This window comes from uncultured Planktomarina sp., from assembly GCA_943788425.1.
Classification (GTDB): domain Bacteria; phylum Pseudomonadota; class Alphaproteobacteria; order Rhodobacterales; family Rhodobacteraceae; genus Planktomarina.
On record CALSQF010000012.1, the window covers coordinates 52,472 to 71,149 of the forward strand.

General features: G+C 53.4%; 22 protein-coding genes and 1 tRNA gene. 12 read left to right on the forward strand and 11 right to left on the reverse strand.

Features of this window, described 5'->3' with window-relative positions; genetic code table 11:
* Positions 1-59: 59 nt before the first annotated feature.
* From ABLW18_RS10955 to fabD, 6 genes are all read right to left on the reverse strand, one after another.
* Positions 60-236 (reverse strand): hypothetical protein, encoded by a 177-nt coding sequence (locus ABLW18_RS10955; protein ID WP_347824845.1) that lies wholly within the window; start codon positions 234-236, stop codon positions 60-62.
* A gap of 91 nt (positions 237-327) precedes the next feature.
* Positions 328-1,473 (reverse strand): endolytic transglycosylase MltG, encoded by a 1,146-nt coding sequence (mltG, locus tag ABLW18_RS10960; RefSeq protein WP_347824846.1) that lies wholly within the window; start codon positions 1,471-1,473, stop codon positions 328-330.
* A gap of 1 nt (position 1,474) precedes the next feature.
* Complete coding sequence (fabF, locus tag ABLW18_RS10965) at positions 1,475-2,734, reverse strand: beta-ketoacyl-ACP synthase II (RefSeq protein WP_347824847.1); 1,260 nt, start codon at positions 2,732-2,734, stop codon at positions 1,475-1,477.
* A gap of 142 nt (positions 2,735-2,876) precedes the next feature.
* On the reverse strand, positions 2,877-3,110 hold the full coding sequence (locus ABLW18_RS10970; protein WP_347824848.1) for an acyl carrier protein: 234 nt from the start codon (positions 3,108-3,110) through the stop codon (positions 2,877-2,879).
* Between the two features lie 219 nt (positions 3,111-3,329).
* Positions 3,330-4,067 (reverse strand): 3-oxoacyl-[acyl-carrier-protein] reductase, encoded by a 738-nt coding sequence (gene fabG, locus ABLW18_RS10975; protein WP_347824849.1) that lies wholly within the window; start codon positions 4,065-4,067, stop codon positions 3,330-3,332.
* Positions 4,068-4,124: 57 nt separating this feature from the next.
* On the reverse strand, positions 4,125-5,063 hold the full coding sequence (fabD, locus tag ABLW18_RS10980; protein ID WP_347824850.1) for an ACP S-malonyltransferase: 939 nt from the start codon (positions 5,061-5,063) through the stop codon (positions 4,125-4,127).
* Positions 5,064-5,347: 284 nt separating this feature from the next.
* On the opposite strand from fabD, the gene rpsF reads away from it, so the two are divergent.
* Genes rpsF through rplI form a run of 3 tightly spaced genes read left to right on the forward strand, consistent with a single transcriptional unit; the run spans position 5,348 to position 6,596 of the window.
* Positions 5,348-5,713 (forward strand): 30S ribosomal protein S6, encoded by a 366-nt coding sequence (gene rpsF / locus ABLW18_RS10985; RefSeq protein WP_347815823.1) that lies wholly within the window; start codon positions 5,348-5,350, stop codon positions 5,711-5,713.
* A gap of 13 nt (positions 5,714-5,726) precedes the next feature.
* Entirely contained in the window at positions 5,727-5,954 is a 228-nt protein-coding gene (rpsR, locus tag ABLW18_RS10990; RefSeq protein ID WP_044050076.1) for a 30S ribosomal protein S18, read from the forward strand.
* A 12-nt stretch (positions 5,955-5,966) separates the two neighbouring features.
* Positions 5,967-6,596, forward strand: a complete 630-nt coding sequence (gene rplI, locus ABLW18_RS10995; RefSeq protein WP_347824851.1) for a 50S ribosomal protein L9 — start codon at positions 5,967-5,969, stop codon at positions 6,594-6,596.
* A gap of 247 nt (positions 6,597-6,843) precedes the next feature.
* Here the strand turns inward: rplI and tig are convergent, their stop codons facing one another.
* Together tig and ABLW18_RS11005 are read right to left on the reverse strand one after the other, a co-directional pair.
* Positions 6,844-8,175 carry a trigger factor gene (gene tig / locus ABLW18_RS11000; protein WP_347824852.1) on the reverse strand — a complete coding sequence of 444 codons (1,332 nt, stop codon included), beginning with the start codon at positions 8,173-8,175 and terminating at the stop codon, positions 6,844-6,846.
* Between the two features lie 21 nt (positions 8,176-8,196).
* A tRNA-Leu gene (locus tag ABLW18_RS11005) sits at positions 8,197-8,281 on the reverse strand.
* 671 nt (positions 8,282-8,952) lie between these two features.
* On the opposite strand from ABLW18_RS11005, the gene ABLW18_RS11010 reads away from it, so the two are divergent.
* Together ABLW18_RS11010 and glnA are read left to right on the forward strand one after the other, a co-directional pair.
* On the forward strand, positions 8,953-9,291 hold the full coding sequence (locus ABLW18_RS11010; RefSeq protein ID WP_347824853.1) for a P-II family nitrogen regulator: 339 nt from the start codon (positions 8,953-8,955) through the stop codon (positions 9,289-9,291).
* A 26-nt stretch (positions 9,292-9,317) separates the two neighbouring features.
* Positions 9,318-10,721 (forward strand): type I glutamate--ammonia ligase, encoded by a 1,404-nt coding sequence (gene glnA / locus ABLW18_RS11015; RefSeq protein WP_347824854.1) that lies wholly within the window; start codon positions 9,318-9,320, stop codon positions 10,719-10,721.
* 65 nt (positions 10,722-10,786) lie between these two features.
* Here the strand turns inward: glnA and ABLW18_RS11020 are convergent, their stop codons facing one another.
* Entirely contained in the window at positions 10,787-11,533 is a 747-nt protein-coding gene (locus ABLW18_RS11020) for a DUF3445 domain-containing protein (protein ID WP_347824855.1), read from the reverse strand.
* Between the two features lie 101 nt (positions 11,534-11,634).
* On the opposite strand from ABLW18_RS11020, the gene dddP reads away from it, so the two are divergent.
* Positions 11,635-12,981: a dimethylsulfonioproprionate lyase DddP gene (dddP, locus tag ABLW18_RS11025; RefSeq protein WP_347824856.1), complete on the forward strand. Its 1,347-nt coding sequence runs from the start codon at positions 11,635-11,637 to the stop codon at positions 12,979-12,981.
* A 74-nt stretch (positions 12,982-13,055) separates the two neighbouring features.
* Here the strand turns inward: dddP and ABLW18_RS11030 are convergent, their stop codons facing one another.
* Together ABLW18_RS11030 and ABLW18_RS11035 are read right to left on the reverse strand one after the other, a co-directional pair.
* Entirely contained in the window at positions 13,056-13,655 is a 600-nt protein-coding gene (locus tag ABLW18_RS11030) for a biotin transporter BioY (RefSeq protein ID WP_347824857.1), read from the reverse strand.
* A 62-nt stretch (positions 13,656-13,717) separates the two neighbouring features.
* Complete coding sequence (locus tag ABLW18_RS11035; RefSeq protein WP_347824858.1) at positions 13,718-14,167, reverse strand: DUF6314 family protein; 450 nt, start codon at positions 14,165-14,167, stop codon at positions 13,718-13,720.
* Between the two features lie 114 nt (positions 14,168-14,281).
* Here ABLW18_RS11035 and purB point away from each other — a divergent pair, with 114 nt between their 5' ends.
* From purB to ABLW18_RS11065, 6 genes are all read left to right on the forward strand, one after another.
* Complete coding sequence (purB, locus tag ABLW18_RS11040; RefSeq protein WP_347824859.1) at positions 14,282-15,586, forward strand: adenylosuccinate lyase; 1,305 nt, start codon at positions 14,282-14,284, stop codon at positions 15,584-15,586.
* Positions 15,587-15,669: 83 nt separating this feature from the next.
* The gene (locus ABLW18_RS11045; protein WP_347824860.1) at positions 15,670-16,002 is read left to right on the forward strand and encodes a ScnB-like protein; all 333 of its coding nucleotides are present in this window, start codon (positions 15,670-15,672) and stop codon (positions 16,000-16,002) included.
* A complete protein-coding gene (locus ABLW18_RS11050) occupies positions 15,999-16,256 on the forward strand; it encodes an SH3-like domain-containing protein (protein WP_347824861.1) in 258 nt (85 codons plus the stop codon). The genes ABLW18_RS11045 and ABLW18_RS11050 overlap by 4 nt, the downstream gene beginning before the upstream one ends.
* Positions 16,256-16,906 carry a nitrile hydratase subunit alpha gene (locus ABLW18_RS11055; RefSeq protein ID WP_347824862.1) on the forward strand — a complete coding sequence of 217 codons (651 nt, stop codon included), beginning with the start codon at positions 16,256-16,258 and terminating at the stop codon, positions 16,904-16,906. The genes ABLW18_RS11050 and ABLW18_RS11055 overlap by 1 nt, the downstream gene beginning before the upstream one ends.
* On the forward strand, positions 16,903-17,775 hold the full coding sequence (locus ABLW18_RS11060) for a DMT family transporter (protein WP_347824863.1): 873 nt from the start codon (positions 16,903-16,905) through the stop codon (positions 17,773-17,775). The genes ABLW18_RS11055 and ABLW18_RS11060 overlap by 4 nt, the downstream gene beginning before the upstream one ends.
* A complete protein-coding gene (locus ABLW18_RS11065) occupies positions 17,768-18,667 on the forward strand; it encodes a lauroyl acyltransferase (protein WP_347824864.1) in 900 nt (299 codons plus the stop codon). Before ABLW18_RS11060 ends, ABLW18_RS11065 begins: the two co-directional genes overlap by 8 nt.
* Positions 18,668-18,678 lie beyond the last annotated feature (11 nt).

Sequence of the window (18,678 nt, forward strand, 5' to 3'; positions counted from 1 at the left end):
CAGGCAGCCTCTGCCTTCCCTGCGTGCTGACCTGGCATGTTTTAGAGATCTTTGAGGCATTAAGCAGTGAACCGAAATTTGCGAAACAAGCCAGGACCAAAACTTTCAGAAAGCTGCGCCACTTGCAGCTCTAACACGCCATGCGCGCCATCGGCGGAGCGCATCGCAGCGCTGTAGCGCCATTGGGCTTGACTGACCTCTTCTTGGCGCAACAGCTGGGCACCGCATCGCGGCATCCGTGCTTTACAGTGGTATGCGAGGAGTTTGGCCCAAAGGTGTAAAACCTTTAAAACCTTTGCGAGCGGTCACATTGACAAAGCCTTACGGCTATCGGGATGCTTCAATTTTGCGCCAAGCGGCAACATTGCGATTGTGCTCTTTGAGAGTCACCGCAAAGGCATGGCCACCGGTACCGTCGGCTACGAAAAATATAAAATCCGTCTCGGCCGGTTTCAGCGCCGCTTGCAAGCTGGCCAAGCCCGGATTGGCAATAGGCGTTGGCGGCAGACCACGGTTTACATAGGTGTTCCAAGGGGTGTCTTTGCGCAGTTCGCTTTTGCGCAGACCCCGGCCCAAGGGTCCCTTGCCCAGGGTCACCCCATAAATAACAGTGGGATCCGTTTGCAGCGGCATGCCCTTTTCCAATCTATTGGCAAAAACCGAGGCCACTGTGAAACGTTCATCGGCCACACCAGTCTCTTTTTCTATGATGGACGCTAAGATCAGCAGCTCCTCCATCGTCTCAACGGGTGTGATATCACGGCGCTGCGCCCAAACCTCTGCCAGGCGGCGCTCTTGCGCCTGCAGCATCCGCGCGAGCAGGTCTTGGCGCAGATCGCCAGCTTTGATCTCGTAGCTGTCCGGTGCCAAGGTGCCCTCTGCGGGGATCTGTGCTATATCACCCGTCAAAATGTCGATGGCTTTGAGGGCTTCGACCACTTGCCAACTGGTTGTGCCCTCTGCGATTGCAAGCCGAATGCGCGTATCGCCTTGGTCAATCACCCGGAGATAGGCCTCCGGTGCTGTGTCCTCAGCGGGGGTAAAACGCGCAACTTCCGCATAGCTATTCAACACTGGATCCAATTCCCGCACCAAAACCGTGCTGCGTGTGACCCCCACGCGATAGACCACCTCCGTGCCACAGGTATTGCGGCCACTGGTAGTGATTTGGTCTGCAATTTCCGCCATAGACGCGCCCGCCGGGATCAAGAAACTACCAGCTTTGAGGCGGCCAGATCTATCGGTATAATCGGCTCCGATATTGAACAATTCTTTGCTTCGAACCGCGCCCTTATCCCGCAAATAAACGGAAATTTTCTGCATCGAGCTGCCGGGCTCGACTTTGAGGCAAATGGCCTCTGTCAAGGGGCCAGTTTTGTAATACTCCGCTTTGAGAAGCGTCATGACCCCGCCAATCAGGAAGAGACCGATAACAATCAAGGTTATTGCATTGGACGCAATATTTCGCCACATATTATGCAAATTTCCCGAAAATGACGCTGGCATTTGTGCCGCCAAAACCGAAAGAATTGGACAGAGCAACATTGATTTGGCGTTCTACCTTGGCATTTGGTGCCAGATCAATCGGTGTCTCCACCGCAGGGTTGTCCAGATTGATGGTCGGAGGGGCAACTTGATCGCGAATGGCCAGAATGCTGAAGATCGCCTCAATTGCGCCCGCCGCGCCCAGCAAATGGCCGGTGGATGATTTGGTGGATGACATGGTCACACCAGAGGCTGCATCGCCCAATAAACGCTCCACCGCGCTCAGTTCAATGGTATCGGCCATCGTCGATGTGCCATGCGCATTGATATAATCAATCGCCTGGGGCTCGAGGCCCGCATTTTTCAGGGCCGCTCGCATAGACCGCTCGCCGCCCTCACCGGTTTCGGATGGGGCGGTGATATGATAGGCGTCACCAGACATGCCATAGCCTAAAACCTCTGCGTAAATTTTCGCACCGCGCGCTTTGGCATGCTCCAGCTCTTCAAGGACAACCACACCGGCCCCCTCACCCATCACAAAGCCATCTCTGTCCGCATCATAGGGGCGGCTGGCCTTTGTTGGGTCCGTTTCTGACTTAGTCGACAGAGCTTTGCAGGCATTAAATCCAGCGATACCAATCTCACAGATTGAGCTTTCAGCGCCGCCTGCCACCATAACATCCGCATCACCAAACATGATCAAACGGCTGGCATCGCCAATGGCATGTGCACCGGTCGAGCAGGCCGTTACAACCGCATGATTCGGCCCCTTAAATCCATATTTGATGCTCACCTGTCCCGAGACCAGATTGATCAATGCCCCTGGAATAAAGAATGGCGAAACCCGCCGCGGACCTTTTTTGTCAATCAACAAAGCCGTATCTGCAATGGTTTGCAAACCGCCTATACCGGATCCGATCATCACGCCGGTACGGACACGATCCGTATCTGCCTGAGGCATCCATCCACTGTCCTGCACAGCTTGCTGGGCGGCGGCCATTCCGAAAAGAATGAAATCGTCAATTTTTCGCCGTTCTTTGGGCTCCAAATACGCATTGCCATTAAAGGTGCCATTCGTGCCATCGCCCAGTGGCACTTCGCAGGCGTATTTCGTAACCACATTCCTGGTATCAAATTTCTCAATCATCCCTGCACCGGAGGCTCCTGCGAGCAAACGCTCCCAGGTCGCTTCAACCCCATCCGCCAAAGGCGATACCATTCCAAGCCCAGTTACCACGACACGACGCATCTTGATCTCCAATTTTGATCTCGGGTCAATTATGATCTAAACCTGTCCATAGGTCAGCCCCCAATTTTGGAATAATTACCGGGGGTACAAATGAAAACGGCACCCAAAGAGGATGCCGCAATCGAAATTCAAGGTGCTGAAATTAAACGGCTTCAGAGATATGCTTGACAGCGTCACCGAATGTTTGGATTGTTTCCGCAGCATCATCGGGAATTTCAATTCCAAACTCTTCTTCGAAAGCCATAACCAGTTCAACTGTGTCCAGGCTATCTGCGCCGAGGTCATCGATGAAAGAAGCATTATCAACAACTTTATCTTCCTCAACACCCAGGTGTTCTACAACAATTTTTTTAACACGGTCAGCGACTTCGCTCATATCTCAGATCCTTATTCATTCCGGGGCTTGCGCCCGTTGTTCTCCGCACAACTTGCGGTCTTGATGTGCTTCAACATCGAAGCGGTAGATCCCCGGTTTGCCACAGGGGGCCGATGTGAACACGAAAAGGTGCAAATCACGTCGTTGCGCCGGCTATAGCACAGGATGGCCGGGGGGCAAATGTTTTGTCACCGGCAATTCGAAATCGGCAAAAAACCTCTAAACCATGGCCATACCGCCGTTGACATGTAACGTGGCCCCCGTCGTATAGCCCGCTTCATCACTTGCCAAATAAAGGGCCGCGGCCGCAATTTCGCCCGAACTGCCCATTCGGCCAGCCGGCACTTGAGATAAAATTCCCGCTTTTTGATCTTCTGTCAATTTATCGGTCATCGCGGTGGTGATAAAACCGGGCGCTATGCAATTGACAGTGATGCCCCGCGTGGCCACCTCATAGGCCAATGATTTCGACATGGCTACAACGCCGGCTTTAGAGGCGGCATAATTGGCCTGCCCTGGATTGCCTGTCGATCCAACGATGGATGATACATTGATGATCCGGCCCCAGCGGGCTTTCATCATGCCGCGCATCACGCCTTTACACAGGCGCATGGTGCTGGTCAGATTGATGTCGAGAACCGACGTCCATTCGTCATCCGACATGCGCATGAAGAGGTTGTCGCGGGTCACGCCGGCGTTATTGACCAAAATTTCTACGCTGCCCATGGCGTCAACAGCCTGTTTGGGCAGAGCCATCACCGCCTCGGCATCCGAAAGGTTGCACGGCAAGACATGTGAGCGCGACCCCAACTCATCTGCTAAAGCCTGTAGCGGTTCCACGCGAGTCCCCGAGAGGGCCACGCTCGCCCCTGCCGCATGCAGCGCCTTTGCAATTTCCCCGCCAATGCCGCCGGAGGCTCCGGTGATCAAAGCGTTTTTTCCATCCAAACGAAACATGTGATTCTCCTAAATTCGTCATTATTTCCAACCGGTGCACTGACCAAAATGTGATCCCTAGGCGCCGGCAGCACCTTGCAGCTTGGCGATATCCTCGGGGCTCCCAATCGCCTGGCACGCAATCGCCTGGTCGATGCGGCGGATCATGCCTGACAAAGCTTTACCTGCGCCAACTTCCCAAACCTCTGTCACACCCTCAGCAGCCAAATAAGACATAGATTCGCGCCAGCGCACCGAGCCGGTGACCTGCTCCACCAAAAGCGAACGGATCAATTCTGGATCTGAGACGGCGCTGGCCCGTACATTGGCGACCACAGGCACTGACGGCGCGCTGATCTCGACCTCTGCCAAGGCGTGCGCCATACGGTCCGCGGCTGGCTGCATCAAAGCGCAGTGGAAGGGCGCGCTCACAGGCAAAAGCACAGCGCGTTTTGCACCGGCCTCCTTGGCCAGATCCACAGCGCGCTCAACAGCCGCTTTATGACCTGAAACCACAACCTGTCCTGGATCATTGTCATTGGCCGCCTGGCACACCTCGCCCTGAGCTGCCGCTGCCGCCACGGCAGTGACGGCGGTGAAATCCAACCCCAAGATTGCTGCCATGGCACCGATGCCAACCGGCACAGCCTCCTGCATGGCTGAGCCACGAATGCGCAATAAACGGGCCGTATCGGCAATGGTCATCGCCCCTGCCGCCGCCAGAGCGGAATATTCACCGAGCGAATGCCCCGCCAAGAAAGAGGCAGTTTCAAGTCCTAGCCCTTCCGCCTGCAGAGCCCTCAAAGCAGCCAAAGACGTCGCCATCAAAGCGGGCTGCGCATTGGCTGTGAGGGTCAATGTTTCAATTTCCCCATCCCAAATCAGACCCGATAGATCCCGTCCCAAGGCGTCATCGACTTCTTCAAACACCGCTTTTGCCGCCGGGTAGCTGGCCGCTAGATCTTGGCCCATGCCGATGGTCTGAGCCCCTTGACCTGGAAAAACAAATGCTCGCATTTTGATCCTCTTTCAAAACTTCGGATTTTCTTGGCATATCCCCTGTCACGTTGCACCGCAATGGTTTACCGAAGCCACGCTGCGACTGCTCCCGGCCAGGGACCACGCGGGCGCATTGAAAATCGTTTTTAAAACCACGAACATGCGCCATAAACCTTGCACCTTTTCCCCAGCTGTGGCAAAGGCAGCCATCCGCAGGCAAACCTTCTCCCGTGTGGCCTCTCGTGATCAGACTGCGGTCTTAACTCTGATCTTTGAAGCGCACCTAAAAAACAGGAAAGCACATGTCATTTTATGAGCATGTCTTCATTATGCGTCAGGACCTGTCGAACACACAGGCCGAAGCATTGATCGAAGAATTTTCCAATGTTCTGAGCGCAAACGGCGGGTCCGTTGTTGAGCAGGAATATTGGGGCGTCAAAACCATGGCGTATAAAGTCAACAAAAACCGCAAGGGCCACTATGCCTTTTTGAAAACAGATGCGCCTTCAGCAGCTGTTGCCGAAATGGAACGCCTGATGGCATTGCATGAAGATGTCATGCGCACATTGACCATCCGCGTGAAAGGCCACGAAGAAGGCCCCTCCGTTCAAATGCAAAAACGTGACGACCGTGGTGATCGCGGTGAACGTCGCGAACGCCGGTCTTAAGGAGCGCTAAGTCATGGGAACAAAACCATTTTTCCGCCGCCGGAAGGTCTGCCCTTTCTCCGGTGATAATGCCCCGAAAATCGATTACAAAGACACACGTCTTTTGCAGCGTTACATCTCTGAGCGTGGCAAAATAGTGCCGTCCCGTATCACCGCAGTCTCCGCAAAGAAACAACGTGAGCTGGCTCGCGCCATCAAACGTGCACGTTTCTTGGCCCTGCTGCCCTACGCTGTGAAATAAGGAGCCAAGCACATGCAAGTTATCCTTATGGAACGTGTGGCCAAATTGGGCCAAATGGGCGATGTCGTGAATGTAAAGCAGGGCTTTGCCCGCAACTTCCTGATCCCAACAGGTAAAGCCATGCGCGCCTCAGCTGCCAATATCGCAGCATTCGAAGCGCAAAAAGCACAGCTCGAAGCGCGCAACCTGGAAACCAAAGCGGATGCAGAAGCCTTGGCTGCCAAGCTTGACGGTCAGCAATTTATTGTGATTCGGTCAGCCTCTGACGCCGGTTCGCTTTACGGCTCTGTTACCATCCGCGATGCGGCCGAAGCGGCCGCTGAGGCCGGATTCAGCCTGGACAAAAAGCAGGTTGTTTTGATGGCGCCAATCAAAGATCTGGGCATCCACAATGTCGCCGTGCGACTGCACCCTGAAGTTGACGTCAAAATTGAACTGAACGTAGCCCGTTCGGTTGAAGAGGCGGAGCTGCAAGCGGCAGGGAAATCCATCCAAGATCTCGCGGCAGAAGAAGAGGCAGCAGCTGAGTTCGAAATTCAAGAATTATTTGACGATATCGGCGCTGCCGGCATGGATGACTTTGGCGATGGCGATGCGCCAAAGGACTCCGCGGGTGACGTATCGGATGACGAAGAGGCTTAAAGCCCCTACTATGTCAAGTCGAAACATTTAAACGCCGCTCTGTCTCAGGGCGGCGTTTTATTTGGCGCAAGGCCGCAACTGCCATGGGGCATGCAAAGCCCAGCCCATTACCAGAGCCCAACCCATAAAAAAAGCCATCCTTCAAACAAGGATGGCATGATGAACCTATAAGAAACTTGGGCCGGGTAGCCTGGAGCTAAACCGCGCCCGCATCCCAATTCAAAAAGGAGATGCGGGCGAAGTCAATTTATTCTTCGTCCATTGCTTCCACGACTTTTTGAAGCTCATCTTTAGAAACTTCTTTGTCGGACACTGTGGCCAATTCAAAGACATAATTAACAACTTTATCTTCGAACAAAGGTGCCCGCACTTGCTGCTGCATCTGTGGATTTTGTTGAACAAATTCAAAAAATTCGCGCTCTTGACCTGGATATTGACGGGCTTGATCCATCATCGCCTGTGTCATTTCCGCGTCGGTGACTACGATTTCAGCTTTTTGGCCCAACTCAGCTAAAAGAAGGCCCAAGCGCACACGGCGTTCAGCCAGTGTATTGTGATCATTTGTTGGTTCGATTTCAGGATGATCGTGGCCCTGCACATCAGGGTTTTCGTCATGCCAAAGTTGATGAGCGATTTGCCCCGCTTCGGCTTTTACCAAAGATGGGGGCAGCTCGAATTTCACCATCTTATCCAATGCATCAAGTAAGTGACGCTTTTGAACAGCGCGGGCTGCGCCAGCATATTCGGCCTCTAAACGCTCTGTGATCTGACCTTTCAAGGCAGCCAAATCTTCTGCACCAAACTTAGTGGCCAGCTCATCATTGATCTCAGCCGCCTTCGGCGCTTTGACAGCTTTAATTTTGCATTCAAAAACAGCGTCTTTGCCGGCCAGGTTTTCAGCGCCATATTCCTCAGGGAATGTGACCTTCACCTCAACGTCTTCGCCAAGTTTTACGCCGACCAGCTGTGCTTCAAAGCCGGGAATGAAAGAATTAGATCCCAAAACCAGCGGGTAATCTTCCGCAGCGCCGCCCTCAAAGGCTTTGCCATCGACTTTACCAAGAAAATCAATGGTCACTTGGTCGCCATCTTTCGCCTTCGTACCTTTCTTGCGATCTTCGAAATCCTGTGCAGTCTCCGCCAAATTTTTAAGGGCTTCTACAACAGAGGCTTCATCAGCCTTGGCAATCATTTTTTCCAGTTTGATTTTCTTAAGATCAACCTCAGGAATGCTCGGCAACGCTTCGTAGGACATCTCAACATGGATGTCCTCGCCCTCTTTCCAATCCTCGTTGGTCATCTTGACCGCAGGCTGCATCGCGGGACGATCGCCGCTGTCTTCAAAATGCTTGGACATGGCGCCATCAATGCTCTCTTGCATCGCTTCACCCATCAAACGCTGACCATATTGCTTTTTCAACAATGCCATCGGGACTTTGCCCTTTCGAAAGCCCTTCATTTCAATTTCGGGCCGCGCTTCAACGAGTTTTTCGTCAACCTTTGCGCTCAACTCATCTGCTGTCACTACAATATTGTAACCGCGCTTCAAGCCTTCGTTCAGGGTCTCGGTGACCTGCATAGTACATCCCTTTTCAAACCATGGTGCGGGTAGAGGGACTTGAACCCCCACGCCTTGCGGCGCTAGAACCTAAATCTAGTGCGTCTACCAATTTCGCCATACCCGCAAACTATGTGGCAGCCCCGAAGAGCCGCCATATTCCGGAGCTCTCTAACAAAGCTCGCCCGAGGATGCGAGTGGAAAATGACAGTTTTGGGACGAATTTTACTTATGACAAAAATTACAGTTGGGGCTGAACCATTTAAATCAGAAATCAGGTGTCATGGGAGCTAGAAAAGAGAGGCGGCTGGATTATTATCAACATGGTCGCTTCCTTGCCGGATCTACAGCAGAATGCGAAACTAAGAAATATTGTGGAAAGCAAGACCTCTGCATGACTCGGCTGCCAAGCCATAACACTTTGCCCGATGGCAATAACCGGCTGCGCCTGCTCGCCGCCCAAAGCCGCAGCACTCATATCGTATTGAGCAGGCGCTTTAACCTCAATGACCCTTTGGCCCAGCAATTTATTCTAAAGCGATGGAGCAAAGTTACTCTAAGATAGTGAAATAGGTCAGCGCTTTACAGTATTTCTCAGCGCGCTTCAGGATTGAGCGCCATAGTATAGCTGTTTCATGAGGCACGATTCATTTATGTGCAATAAATGTACATTTTGATTAATTTATAGGCAGTTTTTGCGATACCTGCGGCATTCCACCTCGATCCTAACAAAGAGTAATTGCCGGGCAAGACAAAAAGTGAAATTCCCGGGAAGCAATCAAACCATCGGGTGTCAAAATGAAAAAGATCGAAGCCATAATCAAGCCTTTTAAACTCGATGAAGTAAAAGAAGCTCTTCAGGACATCGGCGTGCAGGGTCTTTCTGTTTTAGAGGTCAAAGGGTTTGGCCGTCAGAAAGGCCATACTGAACTTTATCGTGGTGCTGAATATGTCGTCGATTTTCTGCCGAAAGTAAAAATCGAAGTCGTTCTGGCCGACGACATGCTCGACAACGCAATCGAAGCCATTTGCACCGCAGCGAAAACCGATAAAATTGGCGATGGGAAAATTTTCGTGTCGACAGTTGAAGAAGCCATCCGTATTCGCACCGGTGAAACCGGCGACGACGCTATCTAACAACGCCTCTGAAGGAGAGACAATCCATGAGCCAAGCTCTTTTATCGAAGATCGCCGATGAAGGCATCGAATATGTGGACATTCGCTTCACGGATCCGCGCGGAAAACTGCAGCACGTCACCGTGTGCGCTGACCAAGTCGATCAAGACTTTTTGGAAGAAGGCTTTATGTTCGACGGCTCGTCGATCGCCGGCTGGAAATCCATTGAAGAATCCGACATGAAATTGATGCCGGACGTCGACACCGCCTATGTCGACCCATTCTACGCGGAGAAAACCATCTGCATTCACTGCACCGTGGTGGAGCCGGACACCGGCGAAAGCTATGCGCGTGACCCGCGCGGATGCGCGCAGCGCGCGGAAGCCTATCTGATCTCTTCGGGCATTGGCGATGTGGCCTATATGGGTCCAGAAGCGGAATTTTTCCTGTTTGATGATGTTAGGTTTGAAAATAAAATCAATAAAGTATCATATGAAGTTGATGCAGTTGATGCATCGTGGAACACAGACAGTGACTATGAAGTTGGCAACATGGGCCACCGTCCCGGCATCAAAGGCGGCTATTTCCCCGTGAACCCCATTGATGACGCGCAAGACATCCGCAGCGAAATGCTATCAACGATGAAGCGGATGGGCATGAAAGTTGACAAGCATCATCACGAAGTCGCGAGTTGCCAACATGAACTGGGCCTGATCTTCGGATCTTTGACCCACCAGGCCGATGAGCTGCAAAAATATAAATACGTCATTCACAATGTCGCCCACGCCTATGGCAAATCAGCGACTTTCATGCCCAAACCCATCGCAGGTGACAACGGCACCGGCATGCATGTGAACATGTCCATCTGGAAAGATGGCAAGCCTGTGTTTGCGGGCGACAAATATGCCGATCTTTCGGATGAGGCGCTGTATTTCATCGGTGGCATTTTGCGGCACGCAAAAGCTTTGAACGCCTTCACCAACCCATCGACCAACAGCTACAAGCGCCTGATCCCTGGCTTTGAAGCCCCTGTTCTACGCGCCTATTCTGCACGAAACCGGTCTGGCTGCGTTCGGATCCCATGGGCCGAGTCGCCAAAAGCCAAGCGCGTTGAAGCGCGCTTCCCAGATCCGGCCGCAAACCCCTATCTGTGCTTTGCCGCTTTGCTGATGGCAGGGCTTGATGGCATCAAAAATAAAATTCACCCCGGTGAAGCATCTGACAAGGATCTCTATGACCTGCCGCCAGAAGAGCTGGCCGATATCCCAACTGTTTGTGGCTCCCTGCGCGAAGCGCTGGACGCGCTGCAAGCGAACATGGGCTTCTTGACCGCCGGCGGTGTGTTCACAGAGGATCAAATCGCAGGGTATATTGACCTTAAAATGGAAGAGGTTCTTCACTACGAGCACACACCTCACCCCGTTGAATTTGGCATGTATTACAGCTGTTAAATGCGTTTCATAGCTAACAAACAAAAAAGGCGTCCAAATTTGGGCGCCTTTTTTGCCTGCGCAGCTCAAGTGCCGGACTGGGCCGGTTTTTTGATCAAATATGTATGAATTGAAAACAAGACCGCGCAAGTTCGCGGCAGACGTACAAGAGCTTGATGCTCAGAGCGAATATACGCGCCACGGCCATAATCCTCATCTCCACTGCGCGGATCGGTTTCGCTGCGTGGTTGAAACAAATCAGGTCGCACATACTCCAGCACATTGAACCGCCACATGGGGCGTCCAGCTCTTATCCCATCAAACAAGCGCTGCACCCGCTTGGCCACATCCGCGTCATATTCCTCCACCGGCCGATGTACTGCACTTAATGGGCGACCTATTTTTTCGCGCAAAGTCCAGCTGGCCGGGAAACACATCACGGCCGCGGTCAAGACATGCTCGCCGCCACGCTTTTCGTGTAGGCAAAGGTCTTCTTGCACCAAACGCGCCGCGTTGAGAAGCGGATCGCCAGCCAGCGGCACGCGCACCCCATCTGGGCGCTGCACCATCGTTGCTTCGACGCGATATGAGGGACGGCGGCGCAATTGCGCTAAGATTTCATCCAAGACCTCCTGTTTTGCCTCAGCAGAGGCGCCGGCGTCGGTAAATACATTGTCTGGAGAATCCTGCAAAAGCCGGTCCCGCTCGGCCAGTTGCGCCGCATAAGCCTCATCTTCAATCAGCCAACCATCCTCCGCCAGAGGCAACATTCCCGGTAATTTCTTATGTTCCGACACATCATAGGGAATCTTTTTTTGTAAAATTTCTGGCATAAAATCCGCCTCGCTTGCGGGAATTGTGAAAACAGATGTCGCAAATAAACCTGACACAGGCACGCTGCGAACGCAATCTTGCGCATGAAAGGAGCGTTTTAATGATTGAACCATTCCGCGAGAACCGCAAGATTGACCCCATCCGCGGCGCAATGACCGGCGACAACACCCCCAATGATATGGATCGAACCGAGATTGGCCCAACAAAACTGGCGTTTGACGAATGGGCGAGCGCCGGGCTTGTGCTGCCTGATTTGCAGCAGATGCGCCGTTTTCGTCACAACCGGCTGGTGCAAGGGGTCACGGCCCGCGACTATGGGGCCTTGGTGGTTTTTGACCCGCTGAACATCCGTTATGCCAGTGACAGTACAAATATGCAGCTCTGGAACACCCATAACCCATTTCGTGCACTGATCGTCTGCGCCGATGGCTATATGGTCATGTGGGACTATAAAAATTCGCCCTTTCTTTCGCAATTCAATCCGCTGGTGCGCGAGCAGCGTTCTGGAGCAGATTTCTTCTATTTTGACCGTGGGGATATGGCCCATTTGGCGGCAGAGGCCTTTGCCGGTGAAGTCTATGATTTGGTCCGCAGCCATGGCGGCGGCAATATGCGCCTGGCGGTTGATAAAATCATGATGGTCGGGCTCAGAGCGCTGGAATCTAAAGGGTTTGAAGTATCTGAGGGCGAAGAGCTGACCGAGAAGGCCCGCGTGATCAAAGGGCCAGATGAGATCAAAGCGATGCGCTGCGCCAGCCATGCCTGCGAGACCGCCGTGCGCACAATGGAAGAAGCCGCTCGTGCTGGGGTGCCCGGCGGACAGATGAGCGAAGATGACATTTGGGCCGTGCTGCATGCGGAAAATATTCGGCGCGGCGGCGAGTGGATTGAAACACGCCTCCTGGCCTCTGGTCCACGCACCAACCCTTGGTTTCAAGAATGCGGACCACGCCTGGTGCAAAACAATGAGATAATCAGCTTTGATACCGATCTCATCGGCAGCTATGGCATCTGCGTGGATATCTCCCGCAGCTGGTGGATTGGCAATCAAGCCCCCCGCCCCGATATGGTCGCGGCCATGCAACATGCCTATGAACATATTCAAAGTAATATGAGCATGCTGGCCCCGGGCGTTTCAATGCGCAGCCTGTCTGAAAATTGCCACCGCCTTGAGAATCAATATCAAGCACATAAATACGGCTGCCTGATGCATGGTGTTGGCCTGTGCGATGAATGGCCCTTGATTGCCTATCCCGATCATCTGGTGGATGGCGCGTTTGAATATGAGTTGGAAGCGGGCATGGTATTATGTGTGGAGGCTTTGGTCTCGCCCGAGGGCGGAGATTTCTCCATCAAGTTGGAAGATCAGGTTTTGATTACCGACGATGGGTTTGAAAATCTGACCACCTATCCATTTGATCCGGCGCTGATGGGGGCGCAGGCTTAGACCAAAAGCCCGCCTGCCAAATGAAAAGGGCGCCGCCGAAGCCGCGCCCTTATATGACTGAACGTCAAAACCCGTTACTTGCGCGCGCGGCCCACCAGGCTCCAAAGCGCTGGCAACAAGAGCGCCGCGAGGGCCAATTTCACCACATCTCCCAGCAAGAATGGCGTCAAACCCCAGGATAAAATAGGCGCTTCCAGGCCGTAAAGCACGGTCAACCAAATCAGGCCAGGCACATAGATGAGCGCATTGCCGAGCACCAAGGCCAGGGCCATTTTGCCCCGCGCCCGGTCCCAACCCTTGCGCGCCATAGCACCTAGGGCCACGACGGCGAGAACATAACCAACCAAATAACCGCCCGTACTGCCCATCATATAGCTGAGACCAGAGACCTCTGCACTGGAGCGGGCAAAAACGTCAAAGCCCAATGCGCCTATCAGCATATAGCCCAAAATCGTTGCCAGACCCAAGCGTGCGCCATAGGCCGCACCAATACTCAAAACAGCAAAAGTGCCCATGGTCATTGGAACTGGGAACATCGGAATCTTGATTTTCGCGGCGAGGACCAAAGCGGCGATGCCTGCTACGACCAAAACCAATTGCTTAACCCGCAGCGCTAGGCCGGTTTGCGGAAAAATAGCCTCTGCCAGTGTCAAAGACGGGGTCTGTGTGGTCATGTTAAATTTCCTTTTGTTTTGCAGCTATGACTTAGCCTTTGTCACCAACCCTTCGCAAGGCCTCATCTGTGCGTTTTGCGGTAACAGGAGCGCATATCATAGCTCTTGCGCGGTCCGGTCACCTGCCAATAGGCCGTCCAATCAGGCCAGTGCGCAAAATCATAGGTCACATGATATTCATCCGGCGGGCAAAGATGATGCGCCGTCGGGCTGCTTTGTACCAAATCAATATGGTGGAAGAATCTATCATCCTCAAAGAAGACATCAATGCCACCGGCCGCATCGGGGTGCCAGCGATAGCGCCGGCTGCTGGCAAGAGCTGGGCTATGCGCCAAAATCAGCTGCCCAGTTTCATGATACCAGCCGTCTGCAATGCGGCACTGGCCCTTGAATTGTACCGGAGTATCTTGATGGTGATCGAAGATTTGCCGAGTGATACCCCAGCTGTGACCCATAAAGTCATCAAGGCTAAATGGCAGTTTTGGCAGGGGTGCGGCGCTCTTGGATATCATAGCCTTCCCTAGCAGGTCTTGCAGTGCAATCAAACCCGGCGGCTGCGCTTGAACCCACGCGCGCGGCAGTCTAAGAGGCAGCCACACGCTCCCAACTCACGAGGCCATGATCCTATGATCGAACGTTATTCCCGCCCTGAAATGGTTGATATCTGGTCACCCAAAACGAAATTCCGCATCTGGTATGAAATTGAAGCACATGCCTGTGATGCACAGGCCAAATTGGGCGTGATTCCGCAGGCCAATGCCGATGCGGTTTGGACAGCGAAAGATGTAGAGTTCGACGTGGCGAAAATTGATGCCATTGAAGCGGTCACAAAACACGACGTAATCGCCTTTTTGACCCATCTATCCGATATTATCGGCGGAGATGTGGCGCGTTTTGTACATCAAGGCATGACCAGCTCCGACGTTTTGGACACCACGTTGAACGTGCAGCTCACCCGAGCTGCCGATATTCTAATTGCGGATATTGAATCTTTGCTGGCCGCACTCAAGCGCCGCGCGCTGGAGCATAAAGACACCGTTCGGATTGGCCGAAGCCATGGCATCCACGCCGAACCTGTGACCATGGGACTGACCTTCGCACGGTTTTATGCAGAAATGGATCGCAACCTAGAGCGCATGCGCCGGGCCCGTGATGAGATCGCCACTGGCGCGATTTCTGGCGCGGTTGGCACCTTTGCCAATATAGACCCTTCCGTCGAGGAACATGTCTGCGCGCAATTGGGGCTGAAACCAGAACCCATCAGCACACAAGTCATCCCGCGCGATCGTCACGCAGCCTTCTTTGCCACGCTCGGCATTGTCGCAAGCTCCATTGAGAATATCGCCATTGAAATTCGCCATATGCAGCGCACCGAAGTTTTGGAAGCCGAAGAATTTTTCTCCAAAGGTCAAAAAGGCAGCTCCGCCATGCCGCATAAGCGCAACCCGGTTCTAACCGAGAACCTCACCGGTTTGGCGCGCATTGTGCGGATGGCCGTGGTGCCGGCGATGGAAAACGTGGCCCTGTGGCATGAGCGGGATATCTCACACAGCTCCGTAGAGCGGGCCATCGGCCCCGATGCCACCATCACCCTTGATTTTGCCCTCGCCCGCCTGACCGGTGTGATTGATAAATTGGTAATCTATCCAGACAATATGATCGCAAATATGAATAAGTTTCGCGGATTGGTACATTCTCAGCGGGTCTTGCTGGCACTGACGCAAAAAGGCATGAGCCGTGAAGATAGTTACCGCCTCGTGCAACGCAATGCGATGCGGGTCTGGGAGCAAGGTGTAGATTTCTTGACAGAATTGAAAGCCGATCCAGAAGTCACGGCTGCCATGTCTGTGGAAGAAATCGAAGATAAATTCGATCTTGGCTACCACACGAAACATGTGGATACTATTTTCACCCGCGTCTTCGGCGCCTAAACCGAAAGCCCTCTGCGCCGATGTGAGCCTGGGGAGCATTTCCAGCGCTGGACAAAGTTTGACCACGCGCCTATTTTCGTGGGATGACAGAATTTTTTGGAAAACGCTGGCATGATATGGGCGGAGATCCTGCCGGGCCTATCAATCCAGACGAACATGATTTTGCCCTTTGGGAAAAAAGAGTAGACGCCTTGATGGTGCTCACCTCTGCCGCCGGGCTGATGACCACCGACAGCCTGCGCCGCGTATTGGAAGATATGGGCCCAGATGCTTATGAAACCATGACATATTATGAACGTTGGATCGCATCCGTCGCACAAAACATGGTGGAAGCCGGTGCTGTGACCACAGAAGAATTGGGCGCGAAAATGGCCGAAGTGCGCGCCCGAGGAATAACCTATGGCGCGGCCTCATGAAAGTGCGCGTCAAATCCCATTGGCCGCCGGGCCATATCCGCACGCCGGCCTATCTGCGCGGTAAAATCGGGCATATTGAACGGCGCATTGGCCTATTTAACAATCCCGAAGAAAGTGCCTATCGCCAAGCCGGTCCGCAGCGTGAGCTGGTCCGCGTTCGCTTTCATATGGCAGAAATATGGGGCGCGCGAGCCGAACGGGGTGAGGATGTGATTGAAGCGGAAATTTATGCCCATTGGTTGGAGCCTGTTTAATGCCGCATGATCACCACGACCACAGTCATGAAGGCCTGTCCCCCTCTGGCCATCCCTATCGCGCTGATAACGACACGGGCCTCAGCTATTGGCAGGTGATGGAAATAGCCTTGCGCGAATTGCTCATCGAAAAAGGGCATCTGACCGCTGCGCAAATCCACGCGCAGATCAACGCAATGGATAGCCGCAGCCCCGCCAATGGCGCGCGAGTCGTGGCCCGGGCTTGGGTGGATCTTGAATTCAAGGCAGCCCTGCTTGACAATGCAGGAGAGGCCAGTCGCACCATGGGATTTGACATTGGCCCGATGCATTTGATCGCGCTGGAAAATACCAACGAGGTGCATAACGTTGTGGTTTGCACACTCTGCTCTTGCTATCCGCGCAACCTGCTGGGCCTGCCGCCAGACTGGTATAAATCGCGGGCGTATCGATCTCGAACTGTGATTGAACCTCGCAAAGTTCTGTTAGAATTTGGCCTGAGTCTTCCCGAGCAGATGCAAGTGCGGGTGCACGACAGCACCGCAGATATGCGCTACATCGTTATACCAGCCCAGCCGGAAGACAGTTTTGGCCTCTCCGAAGAGGCGCTTGCCACTTGGGTGACGCGCGACAGTATGATCGGCGTTGGTCTCCCGTTAGCACCGCAATGACCCTAACTGCCGCGCAAAAAGGTGCTGCGCTTATGGTCGCAGGGGTGTTCTGCATGGCCTCAATGGATGTCATGACCAAAATCTTAGGCCATAGTATCCCGGTGGCGCAAATCGTCTGGCTGCGCTTTGTCTCACAGGCCCTCTTGGTTGGTGCAGGATTGCTGATTGCTCGGCATCCAGTTTTCACCAGCGCGCATATCAAACTGCATATGGTCCGCGGATTGGCCACGACTTTCAGCAGCTATATGTTTTTTATGGGTATAATTTATTTGTCACTTGCGGATGCCACAGCTTTGATCCAACTTGGTCCGGTGATGGTGACATTGGGCGCGGTTTTGGTTTTGGGCGAAACAATCGGTCGCCGCCGCATCCTTGGAATAGCCGCCGCCTTTCTTGGAGCGATGCTGATCATCCGACCGGGATCCTCTGTCATGGCACCGGCCTCCGCATTCCCTATACTGGGAGCGATCGGTTTCACAGTCTATGCGCTGGCAACACGTTTTGTACGCAGCGATGGGCCTTGGACCGCATTATTCTTACAAGGCGTCTTTGGCATGCTGTTCTCCTCGCTGCTGGTGCCATTCTTTTGGCAGCCCATTGCCCTAGCCGCACTGCCTGTGGTGGCGGCTCTCGTCGGGTTTGGCATTTTGGGCCATTTGCTGATGATCCGTGCCTTCGCCGCAGCGCCAGCCAGCGATATCGCGCCTTATGGCTACGCCGGGCTACTTTTTGCCGTGATCTTCGGACTGTTGCTCTTTGGCGAGATACCAGATGGCTTCACCCTCTCTGGCGCGCTTGTTATTGTAAGTGCTGGAATATATGTGTGGTATCGTGAGAGGCTCATCCAAGCTCAGGACGACAATGGCTAAAACTGGCAAACCGCGAGGAACACTGCGCCAAAAGCTCGAATATCTGGCTATTATGGCCTTTTTTGGCGCGATGTGGCTGGTGCCCTACAGGCTGCGAAATCGCTGCGTTGGCGCCTGGCTGCGCGGTTTTTTGGGCCGCATGCTCGGGTATCGCAAGCGGGTTATGGATAACCTCGACCTGATTTACCCCGATATTCCCCAAATGCGAAAATTGCAGATTGCCAATCAGGTGCTAGACAATGCCGGACGCACCTTCACGGAAAATATGTTTCCCAAGCAGTTCCAAGTACAAAATCCTGACATAAAGCTGCATGGCGCTGGCCTTGAGGCTGTCCTGCAGGCCCATAAAGAGGGCCGCCCGATCATGTTTTTCTCCGGGCACTTTGGGAATCATGAAGCCTTCCGCGCCGCACTTTTCAAACATGGGCTCAAGGTGGGTGGCATGGTTCGGCGCATGGCTAATCCCTATTTTGATGTGCAATATAAGCGCATGCTCGACATCAACGGGCGCGGTGGCCGCGTCTTTGAAGCAGACAAACACGGCACCTTGGCCATGTTGAAATCCCTTAAAACCGGCACAGCGCTTGTCTTATTGCTCGACCTGGCCGTCGGCCATGGCATTGCGGTGAATTTCATGGGGCGCCCAGTTTATTGCTCGGTGACAGCGGCGAGTTTCGCACTGAAGACCAAAGCACTATTTGTGCCCTATTTCTCAATGCGCAATCGCGATGGGGAAAGCTTTAGCGTTGAGATCGGCGCCCCCATTGAGCACAGCGATGCAGAGACAATGACACGCGAGGCGACACAATCGCTAGAAGAGCGGGTGCATGCCGATCCGGGGAATTGGTTTTGGATCCATCGGCGCTGGAAATATTGCCCGCCTACAGATTAAGCCCCAAAAAG